General features: G+C 70.0%; 18 protein-coding genes. 10 read left to right on the forward strand and 8 right to left on the reverse strand.

Annotated features, from left to right (window positions below):
* Positions 1-139: 139 nt before the first annotated feature.
* Complete coding sequence (locus AB0E02_RS33720; protein ID WP_362146714.1) at positions 140-1,264, reverse strand: hypothetical protein; 1,125 nt, start codon at positions 1,262-1,264, stop codon at positions 140-142.
* A gap of 508 nt (positions 1,265-1,772) precedes the next feature.
* Here AB0E02_RS33720 and AB0E02_RS33725 point away from each other — a divergent pair.
* The 6 genes from AB0E02_RS33725 to AB0E02_RS33750 all read left to right on the forward strand — a co-directional run bounded on the left by AB0E02_RS33725 (position 1,773) and on the right by AB0E02_RS33750 (position 8,501).
* Positions 1,773-2,807 (forward strand): ABC transporter permease, encoded by a 1,035-nt coding sequence (locus tag AB0E02_RS33725; RefSeq protein ID WP_362146717.1) that lies wholly within the window; start codon positions 1,773-1,775, stop codon positions 2,805-2,807.
* A 109-nt stretch (positions 2,808-2,916) separates the two neighbouring features.
* Positions 2,917-4,716, forward strand: a complete 1,800-nt coding sequence (locus AB0E02_RS33730; protein ID WP_362146720.1) for an ABC transporter substrate-binding protein — start codon at positions 2,917-2,919, stop codon at positions 4,714-4,716.
* Between the two features lie 141 nt (positions 4,717-4,857).
* On the forward strand, positions 4,858-5,829 hold the full coding sequence (locus tag AB0E02_RS33735; protein WP_030804853.1) for an ABC transporter permease: 972 nt from the start codon (positions 4,858-4,860) through the stop codon (positions 5,827-5,829).
* Positions 5,830-5,840: 11 nt separating this feature from the next.
* Entirely contained in the window at positions 5,841-6,902 is a 1,062-nt protein-coding gene (locus AB0E02_RS33740) for an ABC transporter ATP-binding protein (RefSeq protein WP_362146724.1), read from the forward strand.
* A gap of 12 nt (positions 6,903-6,914) precedes the next feature.
* Positions 6,915-8,048, forward strand: a complete 1,134-nt coding sequence (locus AB0E02_RS33745; protein ID WP_362146727.1) for a dipeptide ABC transporter ATP-binding protein — start codon at positions 6,915-6,917, stop codon at positions 8,046-8,048.
* Between the two features lie 84 nt (positions 8,049-8,132).
* Positions 8,133-8,501: a MerR family transcriptional regulator gene (locus tag AB0E02_RS33750; protein ID WP_362146730.1), complete on the forward strand. Its 369-nt coding sequence runs from the start codon at positions 8,133-8,135 to the stop codon at positions 8,499-8,501.
* 9 nt (positions 8,502-8,510) lie between these two features.
* On the opposite strand, the gene AB0E02_RS33755 is transcribed toward AB0E02_RS33750, so the two are convergent.
* From AB0E02_RS33755 to AB0E02_RS33785, 7 genes are all read right to left on the reverse strand, one after another.
* Positions 8,511-9,545: a dipeptide ABC transporter ATP-binding protein gene (locus tag AB0E02_RS33755; RefSeq protein ID WP_362146733.1), complete on the reverse strand. Its 1,035-nt coding sequence runs from the start codon at positions 9,543-9,545 to the stop codon at positions 8,511-8,513.
* On the reverse strand, positions 9,532-10,551 hold the full coding sequence (locus tag AB0E02_RS33760) for an ABC transporter ATP-binding protein (protein ID WP_362146735.1): 1,020 nt from the start codon (positions 10,549-10,551) through the stop codon (positions 9,532-9,534). Before AB0E02_RS33760 ends, AB0E02_RS33755 begins: the two co-directional genes overlap by 14 nt.
* 11 nt (positions 10,552-10,562) lie before the next feature.
* Positions 10,563-11,552, reverse strand: coding sequence for an ABC transporter permease (locus AB0E02_RS33765; protein WP_362146738.1), 990 nt, complete (start codon positions 11,550-11,552; stop codon positions 10,563-10,565).
* Positions 11,545-12,468 carry an ABC transporter permease gene (locus AB0E02_RS33770; RefSeq protein ID WP_030412226.1) on the reverse strand — a complete coding sequence of 308 codons (924 nt, stop codon included), beginning with the start codon at positions 12,466-12,468 and terminating at the stop codon, positions 11,545-11,547. Before AB0E02_RS33770 ends, AB0E02_RS33765 begins: the two co-directional genes overlap by 8 nt.
* A gap of 24 nt (positions 12,469-12,492) precedes the next feature.
* On the reverse strand, positions 12,493-14,106 hold the full coding sequence (locus AB0E02_RS33775) for an ABC transporter substrate-binding protein (RefSeq protein WP_362146741.1): 1,614 nt from the start codon (positions 14,104-14,106) through the stop codon (positions 12,493-12,495).
* Positions 14,107-14,417: 311 nt separating this feature from the next.
* On the reverse strand, positions 14,418-16,322 hold the full coding sequence (gene typA / locus AB0E02_RS33780; protein ID WP_362146744.1) for a translational GTPase TypA: 1,905 nt from the start codon (positions 16,320-16,322) through the stop codon (positions 14,418-14,420).
* Positions 16,323-16,525: 203 nt separating this feature from the next.
* Positions 16,526-18,895, reverse strand: a complete 2,370-nt coding sequence (locus AB0E02_RS33785) for an ABC transporter family substrate-binding protein (protein WP_362146747.1) — start codon at positions 18,893-18,895, stop codon at positions 16,526-16,528.
* A gap of 407 nt (positions 18,896-19,302) precedes the next feature.
* Between AB0E02_RS33785 and AB0E02_RS33790 the strand changes: the two genes are divergently transcribed.
* The 4 genes from AB0E02_RS33790 to AB0E02_RS33805 all read left to right on the forward strand — a co-directional run bounded on the left by AB0E02_RS33790 (position 19,303) and on the right by AB0E02_RS33805 (position 23,388).
* Entirely contained in the window at positions 19,303-19,602 is a 300-nt protein-coding gene (locus AB0E02_RS33790; protein WP_362146750.1) for a hypothetical protein, read from the forward strand.
* A 101-nt stretch (positions 19,603-19,703) separates the two neighbouring features.
* Positions 19,704-20,531: a hypothetical protein gene (locus AB0E02_RS33795; RefSeq protein ID WP_362146753.1), complete on the forward strand. Its 828-nt coding sequence runs from the start codon at positions 19,704-19,706 to the stop codon at positions 20,529-20,531.
* 98 nt (positions 20,532-20,629) lie between these two features.
* Positions 20,630-22,573: a fumarate reductase/succinate dehydrogenase flavoprotein subunit gene (locus AB0E02_RS33800; RefSeq protein ID WP_362146756.1), complete on the forward strand. Its 1,944-nt coding sequence runs from the start codon at positions 20,630-20,632 to the stop codon at positions 22,571-22,573.
* Positions 22,574-22,596: 23 nt separating this feature from the next.
* A complete protein-coding gene (locus AB0E02_RS33805) occupies positions 22,597-23,388 on the forward strand; it encodes a succinate dehydrogenase/fumarate reductase iron-sulfur subunit (RefSeq protein WP_362146793.1) in 792 nt (263 codons plus the stop codon).
* The last annotated feature ends 87 nt before the right edge of the window (positions 23,389-23,475 follow it).

Genomic DNA, 23,475 nt, shown 5'->3' on the forward strand with positions numbered 1-23,475 from the left:
CGAACGGCGAGCACTCACACGACATGCAACGACCACCCTCACCAGCAGTCACAAGAACATCCCAAAACACCAACTACCGAGATCAGATGCCCTCTAAGGTCCGGCCCCGCCCCACCCGCTCCCCCCGCCCGCCCCGTGATCACCACCCCGGCGGCAGCGTGGTCGGCGGGGGCGGGGCGTGTGGGGGGCGGGCCTCGCCGGGGGCGGAGCCGTAGGCGCGCAGCCGGTCGGGGTCCGCGGCGGGCGGTGGCAGGCCGGGCCGGGCCGCGGCGAGCAGCACGACCGGGCCTGCGGCCGCCGACAGGGCCGCCGCGGCGAGCCCGAGCTGGACCCCGCCCGGCAGCACCGCCAGCCGCCCGAACTGCCCCGCGCGCACGGCGAGGGCGAGCGTCACCGCGCCGTGCACGGTCAGCAGTGCCCCGGCGGCGGCCGCCGCGGGTCGGGCCCAGGCGGCCCGGCGGAAGGCGGCCGCCGCCCCGGCCAGCGCCAGCAGTGCCAGCACCGCCGTCCGCCAGTCGGCCGGGGGCTCCAGCAGGGCCCGCACGGCCCCCGCTCCGCCGGTCAGCCGCCTGCCGTACGCCTCGCCGCCGAGCCGTACCCAGTGGTGGATCTCCTGGGCCGTCAGGGCCAGGCCGACGGCACCCAGGAGGAGGCCCGCAAGGACCGCCGGCCCCTTGTACGGGCGGCCGGCCGGGCCGGGGCCCGCCCCGTACGGCACCGTGTGCACCACCCCGTACGCCGAGGACGCCACCTCGGGCAGGGCGTCGGCACGGCGTCCGCCGGACCGGCCCGGGCGCCCGCGCCGCCGGACCGCGCCGGCCGCCACCGCGCACAGCACCGCCGCCGCCACGAGCTGGGCCGCGACGGTCGCCCGGGCCCAGGTCAGCAGCCCGCCGTCCGGGCCGGGCGGCGGGGCCGCGGCCGTCGTCCACAGCACCGGCAGCCGCAGCAGGACGAGGCCGGCCGCGAGGGAACACAGGGCGCCGGCGGCCACGGCCGGGGCGGGGGCCCGGCGCCGTACGGCCGCCGCGGCACCGAGCGCGCCGAGCACCAGCAGCGGGTCCAGGGCCGAGGTGGCCCAGACGGTGTGCCCGCCCGGGCGGAGGGCCGCGCCGCTCCAGTGCCGCCACAGGTCCGCGCCCTGCCCGGCGACGGCGAGGTCCCGGGCGATCCAGCCGGCGCCGGAGAGTGCGAGCAGTACGCAGAGCCAAGTGGCGGTGCGGCGCATGCCGTTGGTGAGAAAGCTGTCCCGCTCTGTGGACACGGCCCGTCCCCCGTCCGTGTCGGTGTGCCGGGTGGCCTGGGGCGCCGCGGGGACGCGGCGTCCACCGCAGATCTACTCCAGTACCGGCGCGGGCACAACAGAGCGGGACGGGAAGCGGGCTGGGCGGGCCGCCGCACCGAGGGGACAAAACCCCTGAAACGGCAACCGGCCGGGCCGCCCTCTGGCGTCCCGGCCGGTCCACGGCACCCGCACGGCCGTACGTTGTTCATCATGGCGCGTCCGTATATCGGTGTTGCGACAGTGAAGTTGCCTTCACGTTAAAGCGATTGGTGGCGATATGTCCCCCATGCCGGATATCCCGCCCACCTGTCAAGCACGCACTGGCGTCGATCTGCGCAATGTTCGCTCAAGAAGTAGACGACCTGTTCGCGAGCACACCCGATCCCCTTGACTCCGCCATAAATCACTTGCGAAAGTCCGCACATCCAGCGGTGCGAATCGACACCGCTTCACGTTCCAAGAGAACTCGGCGCGGGGGCACTTCGCGATGACTAGTCCATCCCAGACCGCCGCTGACAGGTCCGACACCCCAGGGCTTGGATCCGGCGGCCTGAAGAAGGAAAAGAAGGGCAAGGGCGGTGAGCTCGTCGGCCGTTCCCCCGGCCAATTGATGTGGACGCGCTTCAAGCGCGACCGCACCGGAATGATCTGCGCGATCGTCGTACTGGCCTTCTTCGTCATCGCGGCGCTGGCCCCGGTGATCAGTGCGCTGTACGGCAAGGACCCGTACACCCTCTACGGCAGCGACGACCCGAATCTCCTCGATGAATTCGGCTATCCGGCCGGCCCCAACGGCGGGATCTCCCCGGAACACTGGTTCGGCATCGAACCGCAGCTGGGCCGCGATGTGTTCATGCGGCTGGTCTACGGCATGCGGATGTCGCTCGGCATCTCCGTCGCGGTGACCCTCCTGACCGTGCTCACCGGCATCGTCATCGGTATCACCGCCGGCTACATCGGCGGCAAGACCGACTACTTCCTCAGCCGGGTCATCGACTTCCTGCTGGCGTTCCCGAGCCAGCTGACCTTCGTGGCCTTCATGCCGGTCGTGGTGGCGCTCTTCGTGCCGCCGGGCGACGAGACCCCGACCTACGTGCGGGTCTGTGCACTGATCATCGTGCAGTGGTCCCTGGGCTGGATGGGTCTGGCCCGACTGCTCCGCGGCCAGGTGCTCTCCCTGCGCGAGCGGGAGTTCGTCGAGGCCGCGAAGATCACCGGCGCCTCGCCCTGGCGGATCATCCGCAAGGAACTGCTGCCGAACGTCGTCACCCCGGTGCTGGTGCAGGGCACCTACATGCTGCCCCTCTTCGTGACCGCGGAGGCGGGTCTGTCCTTCCTGGGCGTCGGCATCGTCGAGCCGACCCCGGACTGGGGTGCGCTGTTCCAGGCGGGCGCGCGCTTCTACGAGAACGACCCGACGTTCCTGCTCATCCCCGCCGTGGCCATGGTGGTCTTCGTGCTCTGCTTCAACCTGCTCGGAGACTCGGTACGCGACGCCTTCGATCCCAAGTCCGGGCGCTGATCGTCCGCTTGAGGGGGCTTGCTGTCACCCCACCCGTCCGGGCCTGTCCCGGGATGCGTCAGACAGCACATCTGGACCCACCAACTGACAGGCAGGTGCTTGGAACCCCATGAACGCACTTTCTACGCGCAGAGCACGCGCGGCGATCGTGGCCCTCGCGGCCGGATCGCTCGCGCTCACCGGCTGCAGCGGCGGCAGCAACAACAACAAGGACAAGGCGCAGACCGACGCGGACGCCGCGGCCCAGGCCAAGACGATCCCGATGGGCACCGCCGCCGACTCCACCGGCCCGGCCGTCGCCGTCAAGGGTGCCCGCAACGGCGGCACCATCCGCGTGTACCAGCGTGACAGCTTCAACCACCTGGACCCGGGTCAGATGTACGTCAGCGACATGAAGGCGCTGTCGCAGCTGATCTTCCGCGGGCTGACCGCCTTCAAGCAGGACGACCAGGGCAACGCCAAGGTCGTCGGTGACCTGGCCACCGACGCCGGCCAGATGTCCGACGGCGGCAAGACCTGGAAGTACACGCTCAAGGACGGCATCAAGTTCGAGGACGGCAAGCCGATCACCTCGAAGGACATCCGCCACTCCATAGAGCGTCTGTACGCCAAGTTCATCACCGACGGCCCGACCTACGTCCAGACCTGGCTGTCGGGCGCCGGCACCACCTACCGCAAGGCGCTGCCGGACGGTCCTTACAAGGGCGACCACCTGCCCAAGAGCGTCCTGGACACGCCGGACGACAAGACCGTCATCTTCCACTTCAAGAAGCCGCAGTCGCAGCTGCCGTACGCGCTGACGATGCCCGGCTACAGCGTGGTCCCGGACAGCGCCAAGGACACCAAGGACGCCTACGACGTGGCGCCGGTGTGCTCCGGTCCGTACAAGATCGCGTCGTTCAAGTCCGGCAAGTCCATGCAGCTGGTGCGCAACAAGAACTGGGACGCGAAGACCGACCCGATCCACCACCAGTACCCGGACGGCTTCAACATCACCTTCAACCACCAGGCGTCGGACTCCACCAAGCGCCTGATGGCCGACCAGGGTGAGGCCAAGAACGCGGTGAGCTTCACCAACGCGGTGGACCCCACGCTGACCAAGGACGTGCTGAACAACGCCAGCGCCAGCAAGCGCATGGTGCAGGGCTACCAGCCCTACGTCTGGCAGATGAACTTCAACATGGACCGCCTCAAGGACAAGCGGATCCGTGACGCGATCACCTACGCGCTGCCGGACCAGCAGCTGGTCCGCCTCAACGGCGGCAGCTACGGCGGTGAGATCGCCGGCGGTCTGCTCGCCCCGACCGTCGCGGGCTACAAGAAGGGCTACGACCCCTACGGCAAGCTCTCGCACCCCAACGGTGAGCCGGAGAAGGCCAAGAAGCTCCTCAAGGAGGCCGGCAAGACGGGCATGAAGCTCGTCTACGCGTACTCCAACACCGAGGCCCGCCAGAAGGAAGCCGTCGCCATCGAGGACGCGCTGACCAAGGCCGGCTTCAACGTGCAGAAGAAGGAGGTCGACGCGGCCTCCTGGTACGAGCAGATGGGCAAGGTCGACAACGGCTTCGACATCTACATGACCGGCTGGGGCCAGGACTGGCCGGACGCCTCGACCGTGATCCCGCCGTCGTACGACGGCACCACGATCCAGGACGGCGCCTCGAACTACTCCCACGTCAACGACAAGCACGTGAACTCCGAGATCGCCCGGATCTCCGAGATCACCGACGTCAAGAAGGCGACCGAGGAGTGGCAGAAGCTGCACCAGTACATCGTGGAGAAGATCAACCCGGCCGGGCCGGCCTTCTACACCAAGATTCTCCAGCTGTACGGCTCGAACGTCGGTGGCGTCCGCTACAACCTGGACGTCAGCTACCTCGACCCGAACACGCTGTACCTGAAGAAGTGACCCGAGCGGTTGCCCTTACGGCAATCGCCTGACGAAGGCACTCCGGAGAGCGCGCACACGGCGGAACGCGCGCTCTCCGGGGCCTTCGTCCGCCACCCCTCACGCCCACTGCCGCCGCCGTCCTGAGAGCAGCGAACTGCCATGCTTCAATTCCTATTTCGCCGGACGTTCGGCGCTGTTGTCATCCTTCTCCTGCTCAGTGCCTTCACCTTCTTCGTGTTCTTCGGTGCCGGTGACCCGGCGGCGATGTCCTGCGGCAAGAACTGCACCGCGGACAACATCGCGCTGATCCACCAGAACCTCGGCCTCGACAAGCCGCTGACCACCCAGTACTGGGACTGGCTGGTCGGCATCTTCGCCGGCCGGGACTACTCCATCGGCCACTGCAGCGCCCCCTGCTTCGGCTACTCCTTCGCCACCAAGCAGGACGTCTGGTCCACGCTGATCGACCGGCTCCCCACCACCGCCTCGCTGGCCATCGGCGGCGCCGCGGTGTTCCTGACCGTCGGTCTGGCCACCGGCCTGCTCGCCGCCTACAAGCGCGGTTCGATGCTCGACAAGGTGCTCACCTCCATCTCGATGGTGCTGAGCTCGGCGCAGATCTACATCCTCGGCCCGATCGCGCTCGGTCTGTTCGTCTACAGCGGCCTGATGGACTCGCCCAAGTACGTGGACTTCACCTCGGACCCGGCCGGCTGGTTCATGGGCCTGCTGATCCCCTGGATCGTGATGGCGACGATCTTCACGGCGCAGTACACCCGTATGTCCCGCTCGACGATGATCGAGCAGCTGCAGGAGGAACACGTCCGGACGGCCAAGGCCAAGGGCATGTCCAGCAGTTACGTCTTCCTGCGCTACGCCTGGCGCGGTTCGCTGATCCCGATCGTGACCATCCTCGGCATGGACCTCAGCTCGCTGTTCGGCGGCGCGATGATCACCGAGTTCACCTTCCAGCTGGCCGGCGTCGGACGGCTCGCGATCGACTCAGTCATCACCCTTGATCTGCCCATGGTCCTGGGCGTGCTGGTCTTCAGCGCCGCCCTGATCCTGGTGTTCAACATCATCGTGGATGCGACGTACGCCTTCATCGACCCGCGCGTGCGCCTGTCCTAGGAGAGCCTGAAGTGACCACACTCACCAAGACCGAAGGCACCACCGTGCCGGCCGGGTCCGACCCCTTCCTGTCCGTTCGTGACCTGCACGTGCGGTTCTCCACCGAGGACGGCATCGTCAAGGCGGTCGACGGTCTCTCCTTCGATCTGGAACGCGGCGAAACGCTCGGCATCGTCGGCGAATCGGGCTCCGGCAAGTCGGTGACCAACCTGGCGATCCTGGGTCTGCACAACCCCAAGGCCACCGAGATCGGCGGCGAGATCCACCTGGACGGCCAGGAGCTCACCGGGGCCAAGGAGCGGACCCTGGAAAAGCTCCGCGGCAACAAGATGGCCATGATCTTCCAGGACGCGCTGACCGCCCTGTCGCCGTACTACACGGTCGGCCGGCAGATCGCCGAGCCGTTCATGAAGCACACCGGCGCCTCCAAGCGCGAGGGCCGGCAGCGCGCCATCGAGATGCTGACCAAGGTCGGCATCCCGCAGCCCAACCTGCGGGTGGACGACTACCCGCACCAGTTCTCCGGCGGTATGCGCCAGCGCGCGATGATCGCCATGGCGCTGGTCTGCAACCCGCAGCTGCTGATCGCCGACGAGCCGACCACCGCCCTCGACGTCACCGTCCAGGCGCAGATCCTCGACCTGCTCAAGGACCTCCAGCAGGAGTTCGGCTCCGCGATCATCCTGATCACCCACGACCTCGGCGTGGTCGCCAACACGGCGGACAAGCTGCTGGTGATGTACGCGGGCCGGGCGGTCGAGCGGGGCTCCGTCAAGGAGATCCTCACCGAGCCGCGGCACCCGTACACCTGGGGCCTGCTCAGCTCGATGCCGCGGCTCTCCTCGGACGTCACCGAGGCGCTGCACCCGATCCCGGGCTCCCCGCCGAGCCTGCTGAACCCGCCGTCCGGCTGCCCGTTCAACCCCCGCTGCGGCTTCACCGGCGAGGTCGGCGGCAGCCGTTGCAGCGACGAGCGGCCGCCGCTGGCGCCGGGTCGCGCCGCCGCGTGCCACCTGAGCGTCGAGCAGAAGCAGACCTTCTTCATCGAGCAGATCAAGCCCCGGCTGGGCTAGGGAGCGACCACCATGACCGACAACGTCACCCTCCCCGCGCCCCGGGACGCCGTGCCCGCGAAGGGCGAGCCGCTGCTCACCGCCGAGGGACTCACCAAGCACTTCCCGATCTACGGCGGCTTTCCGTTCAAGCGGCGGGTCGGCGCGGTGCAGGCCGTCGACGGCGTCGACCTGACCGTGCACGCCGGGGAGAGCTTCGGCCTGGTAGGCGAGTCCGGCTGCGGCAAGTCCACCACCGGACGGCTGCTCACCCGGCTGATGGAGCCGACCTCCGGCAGGATCACGTATCAGGGCCGGGACATCACCCACGCGGGTCGCAAGGAGCTGGCACCGATCCGCTCCGAGATCCAGATGATCTTCCAGGACCCGTACGCCTCACTCAACCCGCGGCAGACGGTCGGCACGATCATCGGCGGCCCGATGGAGATCAACGGGATCAATCCGCCCGGTGGCCGGGAGAAGCGGATCCGCGAGCTCCTGGAGACCGTGGGCCTGAACCCGGAGCACTACAACCGCTTCCCGCACGAGTTCTCCGGTGGCCAGCGGCAGCGCATCGGCGTCGCCCGGGCGCTCGCCCTGGAGCCGAAGCTGATCATCGCCGACGAGCCGGTCTCCGCGCTCGACGTGTCCATCCAGGCGCAGGTCGTCAACCTGCTCCAGGACCTCCAGCGCGAGCTGGGCATCGCGTTCCTGTTCATCGCCCACGACCTGGCGATCGTGCGGCACTTCAGCGAGCGGGTCGCGGTGATGTACCTCGGCAAGATCGTCGAGGTGGGCAGCCGCGACGAGATCTACCACCGGCCGCGCCACCCGTACACCCACGCGCTGCTCTCGGCCGTGCCCGAGGCCAAGTTCGTGGAGAGCGAGGAGGAGGAGCGCGAGCGCATCCGCCTCGCCGGTGACGTGCCCTCGCCGGTCAACCCGCCCTCGGGTTGCCGCTTCCGCACCCGCTGCTGGAAGGCACAGGAGAAGTGCGCGACCGAGGAGCCGCCGCTGATCCAGCTCGGCGGCAACGCGGCGGGCCACCTGACGGCCTGCCACTTCCCCGAGGAGCCGACGACCGCGGCCCGCGACGAGGACATCATCCTGGACCCGGCGCTGGCGGCCATCGAGGAGGCCGCGGCGGAGTCGGAGTCCACCGAGTAACGCGGACGCGACGGCCCGGCGCCGCCGTGGCGGGAATGATTCCCGCCACGGCGGCGCTGTCGTTTCCACAGGAGGTGGGTGCCGATGCGGATCGGGGAGCTGTCGGAGCGTACGGGCACGCCCCGGCGGCTGTTGCGGTATTACGAGGAGCAGGGGCTGATCGTCTCCGACCGCTGCGCCAACGGCTACCGCGCCTACGACGAGCCGACCGTCGACCGGGTGCGGCAGATCCGCGGCCTGCTGGACGCCGGGCTGCCGACCCGGATCATCCGGCAGATCCTGCCCTGTCTGAACGGGCCGCGGGCGATCCACTTCCCGGACGCCACCCCGGAGATGCTCGCCACGCTGGAGCACGAGCGCGACCGGATGACCGAACGCATCGAGACCCTGTGCCGGAATCGGGACGCCATCGGCGCGTACCTGGCGGTGGTGAGCGGCGGCGTCCGGGCCTGAAGGCACCGGCTACTCGCTCGGCACGACGTGCCGCTCCTCCGCGAAGTGGCAGGCCGACGCGTGGTGCGCGGGTCCGGTCGACTCCTGGAATTCCGGGGGGACGTCGAGCGGCGGGACGACCTCGGCGCACCGCGGGCGGGCCTTCCAGCAGCGGGTGCGGAAGGGGCAGCCGGACGGCGGGTCGGCCGGTGAGGGGACGTCCCCGCTGAGCAGGATGCGGTCCCGGTGGACGCGGGCCTCCGGGTCGGGCACGGGGACGGCGGAGAGCAGGGCCTGGGTGTAGGGGTGGGTGGGGTGGTCGTAGATCTGCTCGTCGGTGCCGGTCTCGGCGATCCGGCCCAGGTACATCACCGCGATCCGGTCGGAGATGTGCCGGACGACGGACAGGTCGTGGGCGATGAAGACGTAGGAGAGGTCGAACTCGTCCTGCAACTGCTCCAGGAGGTTGACCACTTGGGCCTGCACGGAGACGTCCAGCGCGGAGACCGGTTCGTCGGCGACGATGATCTCCGGGCGCAGCGCCAGACCGCGGGCGATGCCGATGCGCTGGCGCTGGCCGCCGGAGAACTGGTGCGGGTAGCGGTTGATGAACTCCGGGTTGAGGCCGACGACTTCGAGGAGTTCCTGGACCCGGCGGCGGCGGTCCCCCTTGGGGGCGGCCTCCGGATGGATCTCGTACGGTTCGCCGATGATGTCGCCGACCGTCATCCGGGGGTTGAGGGAGGTGTAGGGGTCCTGGAAGACCATCTGGATGTTGCGGCGCACGGCGGTGAGGGCGCGGCCCGAGAGGGCGGTGATGTCCTCGCCCTGGTAGCGGATCTGACCGGACGTCGGGCGCTCCAGGCCGACCAGCAGCCGGGCGAGGGTGGACTTCCCGCACCCCGATTCGCCGACCACGCCGAGCGTTTCGCCCTTCCGGAGCTCGAAGGAGACCCCGTCGACGGCCTTGACCGCGCCGATCTGCTTGCGGAAGAGCACGCCCTGGGTGAGCGGGAAGTGCTTGACCAGGTCGCGCACTTCGAGGAGGGGTTCACCGGGCGCCATCGAGGGTTTCCTTCCAGAAGTGGCAGGCGCTGGCCCGGCCGGGGCCGGCCTCGTACAGGGGCGGCGGGTCGGTGCGGCAGACGTCCTGGGCCAGCGGGCAGCGCGGGTGGAAGGGGCAGCCCGGCGGGATGGCGGTCAGGCTGGGCGGCAGTCCCTTGATGGCGTGCAGCCGGCGGCCCTTGTGGTCCAGCCGCGGGATGGACTCCAGCAGTCCGCGGGTGTACGGGTGGGCGGGCGCGCGGTAGAGGGCGTGGACGGGCGCGGTCTCGACGATCCGGCCCGCGTACATCACCGCGATGGTGTCGGCGACGTCCGCGACCACCCCGAGGTCGTGGGTGATCAGGATCAGGCCCATGGTGAGCTCGCGCTGCAGCTCGGCGAGCAGGTCCATCACCTGGGCCTGGACGGTGACGTCGAGTGCGGTGGTCGGCTCGTCCGCGATGATCAGGTCGGGGCCGAGGGCCAGCGCCATGGCGATCATGATGCGCTGGCGCATCCCGCCTGAGAACTGGTGCGGGTAGTCGCCCACCCGCTGCCGGGCGGCGGGGATTCCGACCCGTTCCATCAGCTCCACGGCCCGGCCGCGGGCCTCCTTGCGGGAGGTGCTCTCGTGGACCGTGAACATCTCGGCGAGCTGGGCGCCGACGCTGAGCACCGGGTTCAGCGCGGACAGCGCGTCCTGGAAGATCATCGCCATCTTGGCGCCGCGGATCCGGCGCCGCTCCTCCTTGCGCAGGGTCAGCAGGTCGCGGCCCTGGAAGAGCACCTGGCCGCCGGTCACCCGGCCGGGCGGGGAGTCGAGGATGCCCATCACGGCCTGGGCGGTGACGGACTTGCCGGAGCCGGACTCGCCGAGCACCGCCAGGGTCTCCCCCGGCTTCACGCGGTAGCTGACGCCGTTGACGGCGTGCGCCACCCCGTCCCGGGTCCGGAACTCCACCTTCAGGTCCCGTACGTCCAGCAGGGCCGTCCCGCCGCCCTCCCCGCTCCGCGCGTCGTTCGTCATCTGCCGTCTCCTCAGCGCAACTTGGGGTCGAGGGCGTCGCGGACCGCGTCGCCGAGCATGATGAAGGCCAGGACGGTGATGCTCAGCGCGCCCGCGGGCCACAGCAGCATGTGCGGGGCGCTGCGGATGTAGGTGGAGGCCGTGGAGATGTCGATGCCCCAGGAGACGGTCGGCGGCTTCAGGCCCGCGCCCAGGTAGGACAGCGTCGCCTCCAGCGCGATGTACGTACCGAGCGCGATGGTGGCGACGACGATGACCGGGGCCACCGCGTTGGGCGCGATGTGCCGCAGCAGCAGCCGCCCGTTGCCGGCGCCCAGCGCCCGCGCGGCCTGGACGTAGTCGTTCTGCTTGGCGGTGACGACGGAGCCGCGGGCGATCCGGGAGACCTGCGGCCAGCCGAGCAGCACGATGAAGCCGACCACCGGCCAGACGGTGGTGCTGGTGACGACGGAGAGGAAGACCAGGCCGCCGAGGATCACCGGGATGCCGAAGAAGATGTCGGCGAGCCGGGACAGCAGGGTGTCCGACCAGCTGCCGAAGAACCCGGCCAGCCCGCCGAGCAGGCTGCCGAGCAGCGCGGCGCCGGCGGTGGCGCAGACGCCGACGGTGATGGAGGCCCGGGCGCCGTAGACCACCCGGGTGTAGACGTCCCGGCCCTGGGTGTCGAAGCCGAAGGGGTGGCCGGGCTGGGAGCCCTGCTGCGCCTTGGCGAGGTCGGCGCGGTACGGGTTGCCGGTGGCGATCAGCTGCGGCCAGATCGCGATGACCACCAGGAAGACGATGACCAGCGCGGAGAGCACGAAGACCGGGTTGCGGCGCAGATCGTGCCAGGCGTCGCTCCACAGGCTGCGGGGTTTGCCGACGGGGGCGCCGGGCGGGCCGGCGGTCGGGGGTGCGGCGGACGGCCGGCGCTCCAGCGACTCCGCCTCGCCGATGGCCAGCGCGGCGGTGCCGCCGTCGCCGTGGCCGATGGCTTCCTTGGGGACGTAGGGCTCAGGCATAGCGGATCCTCGGGTCGAGGACGGCGTACAGCAGGTCGACGAGGAGGTTGGCGAGCAGGAAGACCAGGACCAGGATCGTCACGAAGCCCACCACGGTCGGCGAGTTCTGCCGCAGGATGCCCTGGTAGAGCTGGAATCCGACGCCGTGGATGTTGAAGATCCGCTCGGTGACGATCGCGCCGCCCATCAGGGCGCCGATGTCGGTGCCGATGAAGGTGACGACCGGGATCAGCGAATTGCGCAGCAGGTGGCGGGTGATGACGCGGTGCCGGGGCAGGCCCTTGGCGAGCGCGGTGCGGACGTAGTCGGCGCGGACGTTCTCGGCGATGGAGGTACGGGTCAGCCGGGTCACGTAGGCGAGCGAGACCAGTGCCAGCACCAGGCCGGGCAGCAGCAGTTCGTTCAGCGGCGCCTCCGGGGCCACGGACGGCGCCGCCCAGGCCCATCGCACGCCGAACACGAACTGCAGCAGATAGCCGCTGACGAACGTCGGGACGGACACCACGACCAGCGACAGCAGCAGCACACCGGTGTCGATGCCCCGGCCGCGCCGCAGCCCGCTGAACACCCCCAGCGTGATGCCGACGAGCATTTCCAGCACGATGGCGACCAGGGTCAGCCGGAGCGTCACGGGGAAGGCGGAGGCCATGAGTTCGGTGACCGACTGCCCGTTGAACGCGGTGCCGAAATTCCCCTGGAAGATCTGGCCCATGTAGTGCAGGTACTGCTTTCCCAGTGGCTGGTCGAGATAGAGGTCGCGGCGGATCTGCGCGGCGGTGGCGGGGTCCGGCGCCCGGTCGCCGAACATGGCCGCGACCGGGTCGCCCAGGGCGTACACCATGAAGAAGATGAGGAAGGTGCTGCCGATGAACACCGGGATCATCTGCAGCAGCCGCCGGACCACATAACGTCCCATGCGCGCCCCGCCTCTCTCGTCCTGTCAGTTGACCGTGATCGCGTTGTAGACCGGCACGCTGAACGGATTCAGCGAGACATGGCTGATCCGTTCCGAGTAGCCGCCGCTGCCGTTCTGGTACCAGAGCGGGATCGACGGCATCTGCTGCGCGAGGATCTTCTCCGCGTCCTGGAAGGTCGCCACGGCCTTCGCCCGGTCCGTCGCGGCGTTCGCCTCGTTCACCAGCTTGTCGAACCGTTTGTCGCTGAACTTGCCGTCATTGGCGGAGCCGTCGGTGTAATACAGCGGCTGCAGGAAGTTCTGGATCAGCGGGTAGTCCATCTGCCAGCCGGCCCGGAACGGCCCGTTCATCGCCTTTGCCGAAATCTTGTTCCGGAAGTCGGCGAAGGTGCCGACCGGATCGCCCACACAGGCCCGGTCGTTGCCCAGCGACCGGTTGATGCTGTTGCAGATCGCGTCGATCCAGTCCTTGTGCGACCCGGTGTCCGCGTTGTACGCGAGGGTCATCCGGCCGCCCGGCAGCCCCCCGCCCTCCTTGATCAGCTGTCGCGCCTTCGCCGGATCGAACTCGCAGGCGGCACCGCACAGCCCGGCCCGGTAGCCGCCGTCCGCGCCCAGCACGGGCGAGGTCCAGTCGGTCGCCGGGGTGCGGGTGTTCTCGAAGATCTCCTTGGTGATCTGCTGCCGGTCGATGGCCATCGACAGCCCCCGCCGGACCTTGTCCGACCCCGGCCGCGACCATTCCTTCCGGTACATCGGAAAGGTGAGCGTCTGGATGATCCCGGCCGGCTGGTTGATATACCGGCCACCCAGATCCGATTTCACATGCCGCAGCTGCGAGGCCGGCACATCGTCCACCAGGTCCAGATTCCCCGCCTGCAGATCCGTATAGGCGGTGTTGTTGTCCGTGTAGACCCGGAGATCGATACCCCCGTTGCGCGCCGGATCACTGCCCGGGTACTTGCCCCATTTCCGCATCCGCAGCACGGACCCCTTCTCGTAGGAGTCCACCAGATACGGCCCGTTCCCCACCGGTTTCCGCAGCCAGCCGTCATGGTCGGTGAAGAACGCCCGGGGCAGCGGCATGAACGCGGAATAGCCGAGGGTGTCCGGCCAGCTGGAGAATTTCTGGTTCAGCCGGACGGTGAAGGTCTTGTCGTCCTTGACCACCAGCCCGGACAGCGTACGGGCGGTGGGCTTCCCGTTCTCCGGGTGCACCCGGTCGAAGCCGTCGATGTACTGGAAAAAGGGCGCGTTCTTCTGCTTGTTGCCGATGAAAGCGCCGTAATTCCAGGCGTCGACAAAGGACTTGGCGGTGACCTTCTCCCCGTTGCTGAAGGTCCAGCCCGGCTTCAGGGTCACCGTGAAGTTCTGCGAATCCGCCGTCTCGATCCGCTCCGCGAGCACGTTCTCCGCCGCACCGGTCGTCGGGTTGTACCGCTTGAGCCCCCGGAACAGCATTTCCAGGACCTTCCCGCCCTGGACCTCATTGGTGTTCGCCGGCTCCAGCGGGTTCTGCGGATCCCCCCAGGAGGCGCTGACCACGCCGGCCTGGCCGGCGTTCCCCCCTCCACAGGCGGTGGCCGCCAGCGCGACGGCCGCGAGGAGGGCGCCGACGCGTGCACGCACCACCCGCATGACGCCTCCTCAGGTCCGCGATCAAGCCTAGGCACATGAGATCGCAAACCGGGACGTACCGCACGTCAGCGACGGCCCTCGCTACTCCGATTGGCCACGCTCTTCGGTAGCGGAAAAGGGAAAAGGCCGGTGGGGGTGCACGTAAGTGATCACATGCACCCCCACCGGCCTCAATTCACCCACTCACGGGAGGGGCCGCGCCGCAGGACGAAGTCCGGAGGAGCGGCACCGCACCCGACACCCAACGTCCGCCGCAGGCGTGACGGCGAGGTACCACCGCGGCGCTACGGCCGAGTACGTGGGGTAGGACCTCAGCGCTTGGCGCGCGACGCCGTGCGGCCGCGCTCCTTCTGGTCCAGGACGACCTTGCGGATGCGCACGGCCTCCGGGGTCACCTCGACGCACTCGTCGTCGCGGCAGAACTCCAGGGACTGCTCCAGCGACAGCTTGCGCGGCGGCACGATCGCCTCGAAGGAGTCGGCGGAGGAGGAGCGCATGTTGGTGAGCTTCTTCTCCTTGGTGATGTTGACGTCCATGTCGTCGGCGCGGGAGTTCTCGCCGACGATCATGCCCTCGTACACCTCGGTGCCCGGGTCGGTGAAGAGCACACCGCGCTCCTGGAGGTTCGTCATCGCGAAGGCGGTGACGGAACCGGCGCGGTCGGCGACCAGGGAGCCGTTGTTACGGGTGGTCAGCGTGCCGAACCACGGCTCGTGGCCCTCGTGGATGGAGTGCGCGATACCGGTGCCGCGGGTGTTGGTGAGGAACTCCGTGCGGAAGCCGATCAGACCGCGGGACGGGACGACGAACTCCATCCGGACCCAGCCCGAGCCGTGGTTGGACATGTTGTCCATCCGGCCCTTGCGGACACCCATGAGCTGGGTGACGGCGCCCATGTGCTCCTCGGGCACGTCGATGGTCATGCGCTCGACGGGCTCGTAGGTCTTGCCGTCGACCTGCTTGGTGACCACCTGCGGCTTGCCGATGGTCATCTCGAAGCCCTCGCGGCGCATCTGCTCGACCAGGATGGCCAGCGCCAGCTCACCGCGGCCCTGCACCTCCCAGGCGTCGGGGCGCTCGGTGTCCAGCACGCGCAGCGAGACGTTACCGATCAGCTCGCGCTCCAGCCGGTCCTTGACCTGGCGGGCGGTGACCTTGCGGTCCTTGACCGCGGCCTTGGCGTCCGCGCCCTTGCCCGTGCCGCCGCGGCCGACCAGCGGGGAGGTGTTGGTGCCGATGGTCATCGAGATCGCGGGCTCGTCGACCGTGATCAGCGGCAGCGCGATCGGGTTCTCCGGGTCGGCCAGCGTCTCGCCGATCATGATGTCGGGGATACCGGCGACCGCGCAGATGTCGCCCGGGCCGGCCTTCTCGGCGGGCTTGCGGGTGAGCGCCTCGGTCATCATCAGCTCGGTGATGCGGACGTTGGAGATCGAGCCGTCGCGCTTGATCCAGGCGACGTTCTGGCCCTTGCGCAGCTCGCCCTGCTCGACGCGGAGCAGCGCGATGCGGCCGAGGAAGTTGTCCGCGTCGAGGTTGGTGACGTGCGCCTGCAGCGGGGCGGTCTCGTCGTACTCGGGCGCGGGGACGTGCTCCAGCAGCGTGGAGAAGAACGGCTCCAGGTTGGTGCTGTCGGCCGGGACCGTGCCGTCCTCCGGCTTGGTCAGCGAGGCGACGCCGTCCCGGGCGCAGGCGTAGACGATCGGGAACTCGATCTGGTCCTCGTCCGCGTCGAGGTCGAGGAAGAGGTCGTAGGTCTCGTTGACGACCTCGTCGATGCGGGAGTCCGGGCGGTCGGTCTTGTTGATGCACAGGATGACCGGCATCCGGGCGGCGAGCGCCTTGCGGAGCACGAAGCGGGTCTGCGGCAGCGGGCCCTCGGAGGCGTCGACCAGCAGGACGACCGCGTCGACCATCGACAGGCCGCGCTCGACCTCACCGCCGAAGTCGGCGTGGCCGGGGGTGTCGATGATGTTGATCGTGATGGGCTCCCCGCCGTCCTTGGGGTGGTACTTCACCGCCGTGTTCTTGGCGAGGATCGTGATGCCCTTCTCACGCTCCAGGTCGTTGGAGTCCATCATCCGGTCGTCGAGCTTCTCTGCGGCGTGCTCGGCGAACGCGCCGGCCTGCTTGAGCATGGCGTCGACGAGGGTCGTCTTGCCGTGGTCGACGTGGGCGACGATGGCTACGTTACGAATGTCGTGGCGCGTGGGCACTAGCGGTGCTTCTCCCGGAATCGTGGATGGCAGCGCGTACGGACCGGTACGCGCGCCCGCCGGGCATGAAGACGCCACGGCCTCACCCCATGGTACGGGGCTGGGGCGACAAAGGCCGCCCCAGCCCGTACACAGCACCGCTGACCTGCGCTTCCCTTTCGAAAAGAGGGGTTGCGCGGGGTCTTTCGGGGTCTTCCCGGGTCCTATTTCTGGTAGCCGATGTCCTGGAAGCGCGGGGTGGCGAAGCCGAAGGCGCCGACGTTGGCGAGCGACTTCTTCGTGGCCACCAGCTCGGGCCGCTGGTAGAGCGGGATCGAGCCGGCGGCCGCCCAGATCCGGGCGTCGGCCTGCGCCACGAGCGTGCGCGCGGCGTCCTCGTCCAGCTCGGAGGCGGCCTGGTCGAAGAGCTGGTCGATGTGGTCGGTGCCGACCCGGGTGTAGTTCTGCTCGACGGTCAGCGAGCCGTCCGGCGCGGGCTGCGGCTTGGCGTAGATCGGGCGGGCGTCGGTGGCCGGGTAGGCGGTGCCGGGCCAGGAGTACAGCGCCAGGTCGTAGTCGCCGGAGGCCACGTGGTCCTGGAAGTAGCTGGCGTCGGAGACCCGCTGGAGGGAGGTCTGCACGCCGATCTTGGCGAGCATCGCGGCGATCCGGCTGCCCACGGTGCGCAGCTGCTCGGAGGCCGCGCCGTCGGGGAGCACGAAGCGCAGGGTGAGCGGCTTGCCGTCCTTCTTGAGGGCGGGGCCGCGGGCCGCCTTGTCACCGGCCGGCGGGGCGGCGAGCGGGGCGTCGTAGGAGCGCGGGACGGCGGCGTGCTCGGCGCCCGGGTGGCCGCCGGATCCGGGCAGGTCGTGGCCCTGGCCGGTCTCGATCACCTCGGCGGCGCCCAGTGCCTGGGCGGCGCGCTTCTTGTACCGCTTGTACTTGGCGTAGGAGCCGGAGGCGGTGTCGCCGTCGGCGTCCTCCTTCTCGGCGGCGGCCGCGTCCTTGTAGAAGGCGGCGCTCTGCCGCAGCAGGGCGGCCTGCTGGACCTCGGAGCCGACCGCGCCGGTGAAGGACAGCGGGGCGTCGGCCGCGGCGGGCCGGGCGCCCTCCTCGTGGTCGCCCTTGGCGGGGCGGACGGCCTGGGCGGGGACCGGGCGGCCGGGGTTGCGGCCGTCGGCGGCGCCGTCGGCGTCCGGGTCGTAGTCCCCCTCGTCGCCGTCCCCGTCGTCCGCGCGGTCGTCGGCGCGCTCGTCCTCGTCCTCGTCGCCGTAGTCGCGGGCGCCGAGCCAGCCGCCGGGCGCGGGGGCGCCGGCCTTCTCGCCGGCCTGCTGGTGGCCGGCGCCGTCGGGCTTCCAGCCGGCGTCGGCGAGCAGCGCCTTGGCGGCGCCGGTGTCCTGGTCGCCGAGCGCGTCGCTGTGGTCCTCGTAGCCCGGCTGCCCGGCCATCAGCAGATGGCTGCCGAGCGGCTTGGACGGCAGGTCGAGCGGCTTCAGCACGGTGTCGGCGAGGGCCTGCCGGTCGATGGCGCGGGCCACCGCGCGGCGCACCCGGTCGTCGGCCAGCGGGCCGCTGCTGCCGTTGAGGGCGAGCTGGGTGTAGGCGGGTTCCAGGGCCTTGTGGATGACGTAGCCGCGCAGCACCTTGCTCCCGGTGGCGGCCGCCCGGCCGGGCTGCGGGCCCGCGTTGCCGTCCGTCTTTCCGGCCGCCTCGACGCGCTTGGCGGCACTCTGGTCGACGGCGGCGACGTCGATGGAGCCGTCGGCCAGTGCCGCGGCCCGCTTGTCCGCGGGCAGCGCCTGCAGCACGATCTTGGCCAGCTTGGCGCGGGCGCCCCACCACGAGGGGTTGCGGACCAGGACGACCCGCCCCTCGTCGGCGTCGCGCTGCTGCACCAGGAACGGGCCGGCGCCGACCTGGAGCCGCTCGCGCACCCCGTCGTTGAAGGCGTTGGGGCTGCCCATCACGCTCTTCGGGTAGAGCGGGGTGAACAGCGAGCGCCAGTCGGCGTAGGGGCGGGCGAAGGTGACCTTGACCTCGTGGGCGTCGGCGCCCTGTTCGACCTTGCCGATCCGGTCGTAGCCGGCGTTGCGGGCGGTCCAGAAGGCGTTGTCCTTGCCGCGCAGGGCGGTCCACTGGGCGATGAAGTCCGCGGCGGTGATCGGCTTGCCGTCGCTCCACCGCGCCTTGGCGTTGATCTTGTACGTGACGACCTGCTTGGGGTCGCGGGCGCTGACGTCGGCGGCGTCGAGGTAGTCGGCGTTGCGCTGCGGGGTGCCGTTGGCGTCGACGGTGAACATGCTGGGCAGCACCGCGCCGGTGATCCGGGCGGTGGTGGCGTCGGCGTCGGCCTGGAAGGCGTTGAAGGTGCCGGGCATCGCGTCGACGGCCCAGCGCAGGGTGCCGCCGTCCTTGAGCTCGCCGCGCGGCGCCGGGGCGATGTCCTGGGAGGCCTCGGCGGACGCCTCGCGGTCGTCGCTGCTGCATCCGGCCAGGGCCGGCAGGGGGAGCAGCACCCCCGCCGCGACGAGGGCGGCACAGCGGCGTCTGCGGCCCGCCGTGCGGCGGCCTGAGGGGTGGTCGTGGTCGGTCATGACGGTTACCTCCGGGCTCGCCCGCGCCGCGCCGAGCACCGCGCTGGTGCTGACCGGCGCACCACGTTCGGCCGACTTTGCGGCTCATCACATCTATGGCATCCCTACTGAAGGCGACCGGAGGCGGACCGGCATCCCGACACGGCGACCGCCCCGCCAAGGCCACCCGCCCGGCCCAACATCAGGCCCGTACGGCGGAGTGGAGGCCGGCGCACGAGGGGGGCGCGCGGGGCCCCACATCCGCCGTTTCCCGCAATGGCGTTCGACCCCCGCCACGGCGCATGGGTTCCGAAACGCACCGGTTCGAGTCGTAGTCGCGTTGGACCCCTTCCCAAGCCCTACTGTGACGCGCGACACTCTCGGGCGCATGAGATCGCCCAGCACACCTTCAAAAGTGAGGGCACGTTATGTCCCTTCAGGACGAATTGACGGCGGTTGAACGCAACCTGGACGACCTGGTCCGGTCGGTGGGCAGGCTCGAGGTGCGGCTCGGCGGCGGCCTGGACATCCGCCGGGTCCGGAGCGACACCGACCACCTGCGGCAGAGCCTGGCCCTGCTCAAGCAGAGCGCGTCCGGCGGACCGGCCGCCCGCGGGCAGGCCGTCGCGGCCGAGATGGTCACGATCTCCGACGCGCCCTACAACTCCGCGCTGTGGGCCGGTGCCGACGACGAGGGCCTCGGGTCGAGACACGGGCACGCCCCTTAAGGACCGAGCCGCAGGAGGAAACCTCCCCCTGGGCACCTTCCCGTCCGCCCCTCATCCCGCCCCGCCGCGCCCCGACGGAGCGCCCTTCACGGAGACCGACGTTGGCCACTGGCACCGAACCCACCTCACCGACGGGCACGACCGGCGTGCACACCCCGGCGCGCGCCGCCATCCCGGCCCGCCATCTGCGGACCGACCGCTGGTGGCTGGCACCGGCCATCACCGCCGCCGGGCTGCTCGCGTTCATCGTCTACTCGACCTGGCGGGCGTTCGCGAACGCCGACTACTACAGCGCGCCCTACGTCTCGCCGTTCTACTCCCCGTGCCTGGCGGAGAACTGCCACACCATGCGTGGCGGGCCCAACTGGGAGATCTTCGGGAGCTGGTGGGGCCTGTCCCCGGCCCTGCTGATCCTGATCTTCCCGCTGGGCTTCCGGCTCACCTGCTACTACTACCGCAAGGCCTACTACCGAGGCTTCTGGGCCTCGCCGCCGGCCTGCGCGGTCGCCGAGCCGCACAAGAAGTACACCGGCGAGACCCGGTTCCCGCTGATCCTGCAGAACATCCACCGCTACTTCTTCTACTTCGCGGTGCTGGTGGCCGGCGTGCTGACCTACGACACCGTGCTCACCTTCCGCGACGAGCACTACGCCTGGGGCCACATGGGCCTGGGCAGCCTGGTGTTCCTCGCCAACATCGTGCTGATCTGGGCGTACACCCTCTCCTGCCACTCCTGCCGGCACATCGTCGGCGGCCGGCTGCGGCACTTCTCCAAGCACCCGGTGCGCTACCGGCTCTGGGGCTGGATCGGCAAGCTCAACGAGCGGCACATGCTGCTCGCCTGGTCGTCGCTGATCAGCGTGGCGCTGGCGGACTTCTACGTCTTCCTGCTGGCCAGCGGGGCGTTCGCGGACCCGCGCTTCTTCTGACGCGGCGCGGCCCGGACCCGTACCCCTCCCCCTGAATCCTCTCCCCCTCAACAACTCCTGTTCCTACGACAGTTCTCCAAGGAAGGTTGTGCCTCCCGATGGCGCATGTGGACCGGCAGACATGGGACGTGGTCGTGGTGGGCGCGGGCGGCGCCGGACTGCGCGCCGCCATCGAGGCCCGCGAGGCAGGCATGCGGACGGCCGTGATCTGCAAGTCCCTGTTCGGCAAGGCCCATACGGTGATGGCCGAGGGCGGTATCGCGGCCAGCATGGGCAACGCCAACGAGCACGACAACTGGCAGGTCCACTTCCGCGACACCATGCGCGGCGGGAAGTTCCTCAACCACTGGCGGATGGCCGAGCTGCACGCCCGGGAGGCGCCGGACCGGGTCTGGGAACTGGAGACCTGGGGCGCGCTGTTCGACCGGACGCCGGACGGCCGGATCTCCCAGCGCAACTTCGGCGGCCATGAGTACCCGCGGCTGGCGCACGTCGGCGACCGCACCGGACTGGAACTGATCCGCACCCTCCAGCAGAAGATCGTCTCGCTGCAGCAGGCGGACGAGAAGGAGTTCGGCGCGTACGACGCCCGGCTGAAGGTCTTCCAGGAGTGCACGGTCACCCGGGTCCTCAAGACGGACGGCAAGGTGTCCGGCACGTTCTGCTACGAGCGGGAGTCCGGCCGGTTCTTCGTGCTGGAGGCGCCCGCGGTGGTGCTGGCCACCGGCGGCATCGGCAAGTCCTTCAAGGTGACGTCGAACTCCTGGGAGTACACCGGCGACGGGCACGCGCTGGCGCTGCTGGCCGGGGCCCCGCTGATCAACATGGAGTTCGTGCAGTTCCACCCGACCGGCATGGTCTGGCCGCCGTCGGTCAAGGGCATCCTGGTCACCGAGTCGGTGCGCGGGGACGGCGGGGTGCTGCGCAACAGCGACGGCAAGCGCTTCATGTTCGACTACATCCCGGACGTCTTCAAGGAGAAGTACGCCGAGACCGAGGACGAGGGCGACCGCTGGTACGAGGACCCGGACCACAACCGCCGCCCACCCGAGCTGCTGCCCCGCGACGAGGTCGCCCGGGCCATCAACGCCGAGGTCAAGGCGGGCCGCGGCTCCCCGCACGGCGGGGTCTTCCTGGACGTCTCGACCCGGATGCCGGCCGAGGTGATCAAGCGCCGGCTGCCGTCGATGCACCACCAGTTCAAGGAGCTGGCGGACGTCGACATCACGGCGGAGCCGATGGAGGTCGGGCCGACCTGCCACTACGTGATGGGCGGCGTGGACGTGGACCCGGACACCGCGGCGGCCACCGGCGTACCGGGGCTGTTCGCCGCCGGTGAGGTGGCCGGCGGCATGCACGGCTCCAACCGCCTGGGCGGCAATTCCCTCTCCGACCTGCTGGTCTTCGGCCGCCGGGCGGGTCTGTACGCGGCCGAGTACGTGACCGGGCTGACCGCGCGGCCGGCGGCCGATCCGCTGCAGATCGACGCCGCGGAGGCGGAGGCGCTCCGTCCGTTCAGCGCCGAGGGCGAGGAGCGGGCGGGAGCCGCCGACCGCGGCCCGGCGGAGAACCCGTACACCCTGCACCAGGAGCTCCAGCAGGCGATGAACGACCTGGTCGGCATCATCCGCAAGGAGAGCGAGATGTTCGAGGCGCTCAAGCGGCTGGCCGATCTGCGGGTGCGGGCCCGGGGGGCCGGCGTCGAGGGCCACCGGCAGTACAACCCGGGCTGGCACCTGGCCATCGACCTGCGGAACATGCTGCTGGTCAGCGAGTGCGTGGCGCGGGCGGCGCTGGAGCGCGAGGAGAGCCGCGGCGGGCACACCCGCGACGACCACCCGGCGATGGACCGGAGCTGGCGCAACATCAACCTCGTCTGTGAACTGGCCGATCCGCAGGGCGACGCCCGGGCCGCCGACCCGTCGCTGGGCCAGATCCGGCTGGCCCGGCGGGAGACCCCGCCGATCCGCCGCGACCTGCTGGAGCTGTTCGAGAAGGACGAGCTGGCGAAGTACCTGACCGACGAGGAGCTGACCCGGTGACCGAGCAGCAGACAGCGCAGCACGTGGCGGAGCAGCCGGGCGCGTCCGGCGCCTACCAGGCGCACTTCCGGGTGTGGCGGGGCGACACGGACGGCGGAGGGCTTGCGGACTTCACGGTCGAGGTGCACGAGGGCGAGGTGGTGCTCGACATCATCCACCGGCTGCAGGCCACCCAGGCCCCGGACCTCGCGGTCCGCTGGAACTGCAAGGCGGGCAAGTGCGGTTCGTGCAGTGCGGAGATCAACGGCCGGCCGCGGCTGATGTGCATGACCCGGATGTCGGTGTTCGAGCGCACGGAGACGATCACGGTGACGCCGATGCGGGCGTTCCCGGTGGTGCGGGACCTGGTCACCGATGTGTCCTTCAACTACGCCAAGGCCCGGGAGATCCCGGCGTTCGTGCCGCCGCCGGAGCTGGGCCCGGGCGAGTACCGCATGCAGCAGGAGGACGTGGGGCGCTCGCAGGAGTTCCGCAAGTGCATCGAGTGCTTCCTGTGCCAGGACACCTGCCATGTGGTCCGTGACCATGAGGAGAACAAGGCGGCGTTCGCCGGTCCGCGGTTCCTGATGCGGATCGCCGAGCTGGACATGCATCCGCTGGACGCGGCGCCGGAGTCCGGCATCGACCGCAAGCGGACCGCGCAGGACGAGCACGGGCTGGGTTACTGCAACATCACCAAGTGCTGCACCGAGGTCTGCCCCGAGCACATCAAGATCACCGACAATGCGCTGATCCCGCTCAAGGAACGCGCCGCGGACCGGAAGTACGACCCGCTGGTGTGGCTCGGGAACAAGATCCGGCGCCGCACCGAATGACCGCCGCACGGCCGGACCCGCCTGCCCCACAGGCCGACATGTCCGCCCAACCGCCGCTACGTAGACACATACTGACGAGGCATCAAA

The organism is Streptomyces sp. NPDC048196 (assembly GCF_040652715.1).
In the GTDB taxonomy this organism is placed as follows: Bacteria; Actinomycetota; Actinomycetes; order Streptomycetales; family Streptomycetaceae; genus Streptomyces; species Streptomyces siderophoricus.

Excerpts from the sequence above, each read along its gene's own strand:
- AB0E02_RS33725 (WP_362146717.1), top strand. The coding sequence starts at position 1,773 with ATGACTAGTCCATCCCAGACCGCCGCTGACAGGTCCGACACCCCAGGG.
- AB0E02_RS33730 (WP_362146720.1), top strand. The coding sequence starts at position 2,917 with ATGAACGCACTTTCTACGCGCAGAGCACGCGCGGCGATCGTGGCCCTC.
- AB0E02_RS33735 (WP_030804853.1), top strand. The coding sequence starts at position 4,858 with ATGCTTCAATTCCTATTTCGCCGGACGTTCGGCGCTGTTGTCATCCTT.
- AB0E02_RS33745 (WP_362146727.1), top strand. The coding sequence starts at position 6,915 with ATGACCGACAACGTCACCCTCCCCGCGCCCCGGGACGCCGTGCCCGCG.
- AB0E02_RS33750 (WP_362146730.1), top strand. The coding sequence starts at position 8,133 with ATGCGGATCGGGGAGCTGTCGGAGCGTACGGGCACGCCCCGGCGGCTG.
- AB0E02_RS33755 (WP_362146733.1), bottom strand. The coding sequence starts at position 9,545 with ATGGCGCCCGGTGAACCCCTCCTCGAAGTGCGCGACCTGGTCAAGCAC.
- AB0E02_RS33760 (WP_362146735.1), bottom strand. The coding sequence starts at position 10,551 with ATGACGAACGACGCGCGGAGCGGGGAGGGCGGCGGGACGGCCCTGCTG.
- AB0E02_RS33765 (WP_362146738.1), bottom strand. The coding sequence starts at position 11,552 with ATGCCTGAGCCCTACGTCCCCAAGGAAGCCATCGGCCACGGCGACGGC.
- AB0E02_RS33770 (WP_030412226.1), bottom strand. The coding sequence starts at position 12,468 with ATGGGACGTTATGTGGTCCGGCGGCTGCTGCAGATGATCCCGGTGTTC.
- AB0E02_RS33775 (WP_362146741.1), bottom strand. The coding sequence starts at position 14,106 with ATGCGGGTGGTGCGTGCACGCGTCGGCGCCCTCCTCGCGGCCGTCGCG.
- AB0E02_RS33785 (WP_362146747.1), bottom strand. The coding sequence starts at position 18,895 with ATGACCGACCACGACCACCCCTCAGGCCGCCGCACGGCGGGCCGCAGA.
- AB0E02_RS33790 (WP_362146750.1), top strand. The coding sequence starts at position 19,303 with ATGTCCCTTCAGGACGAATTGACGGCGGTTGAACGCAACCTGGACGAC.
- AB0E02_RS33800 (WP_362146756.1), top strand. The coding sequence starts at position 20,630 with ATGGCGCATGTGGACCGGCAGACATGGGACGTGGTCGTGGTGGGCGCG.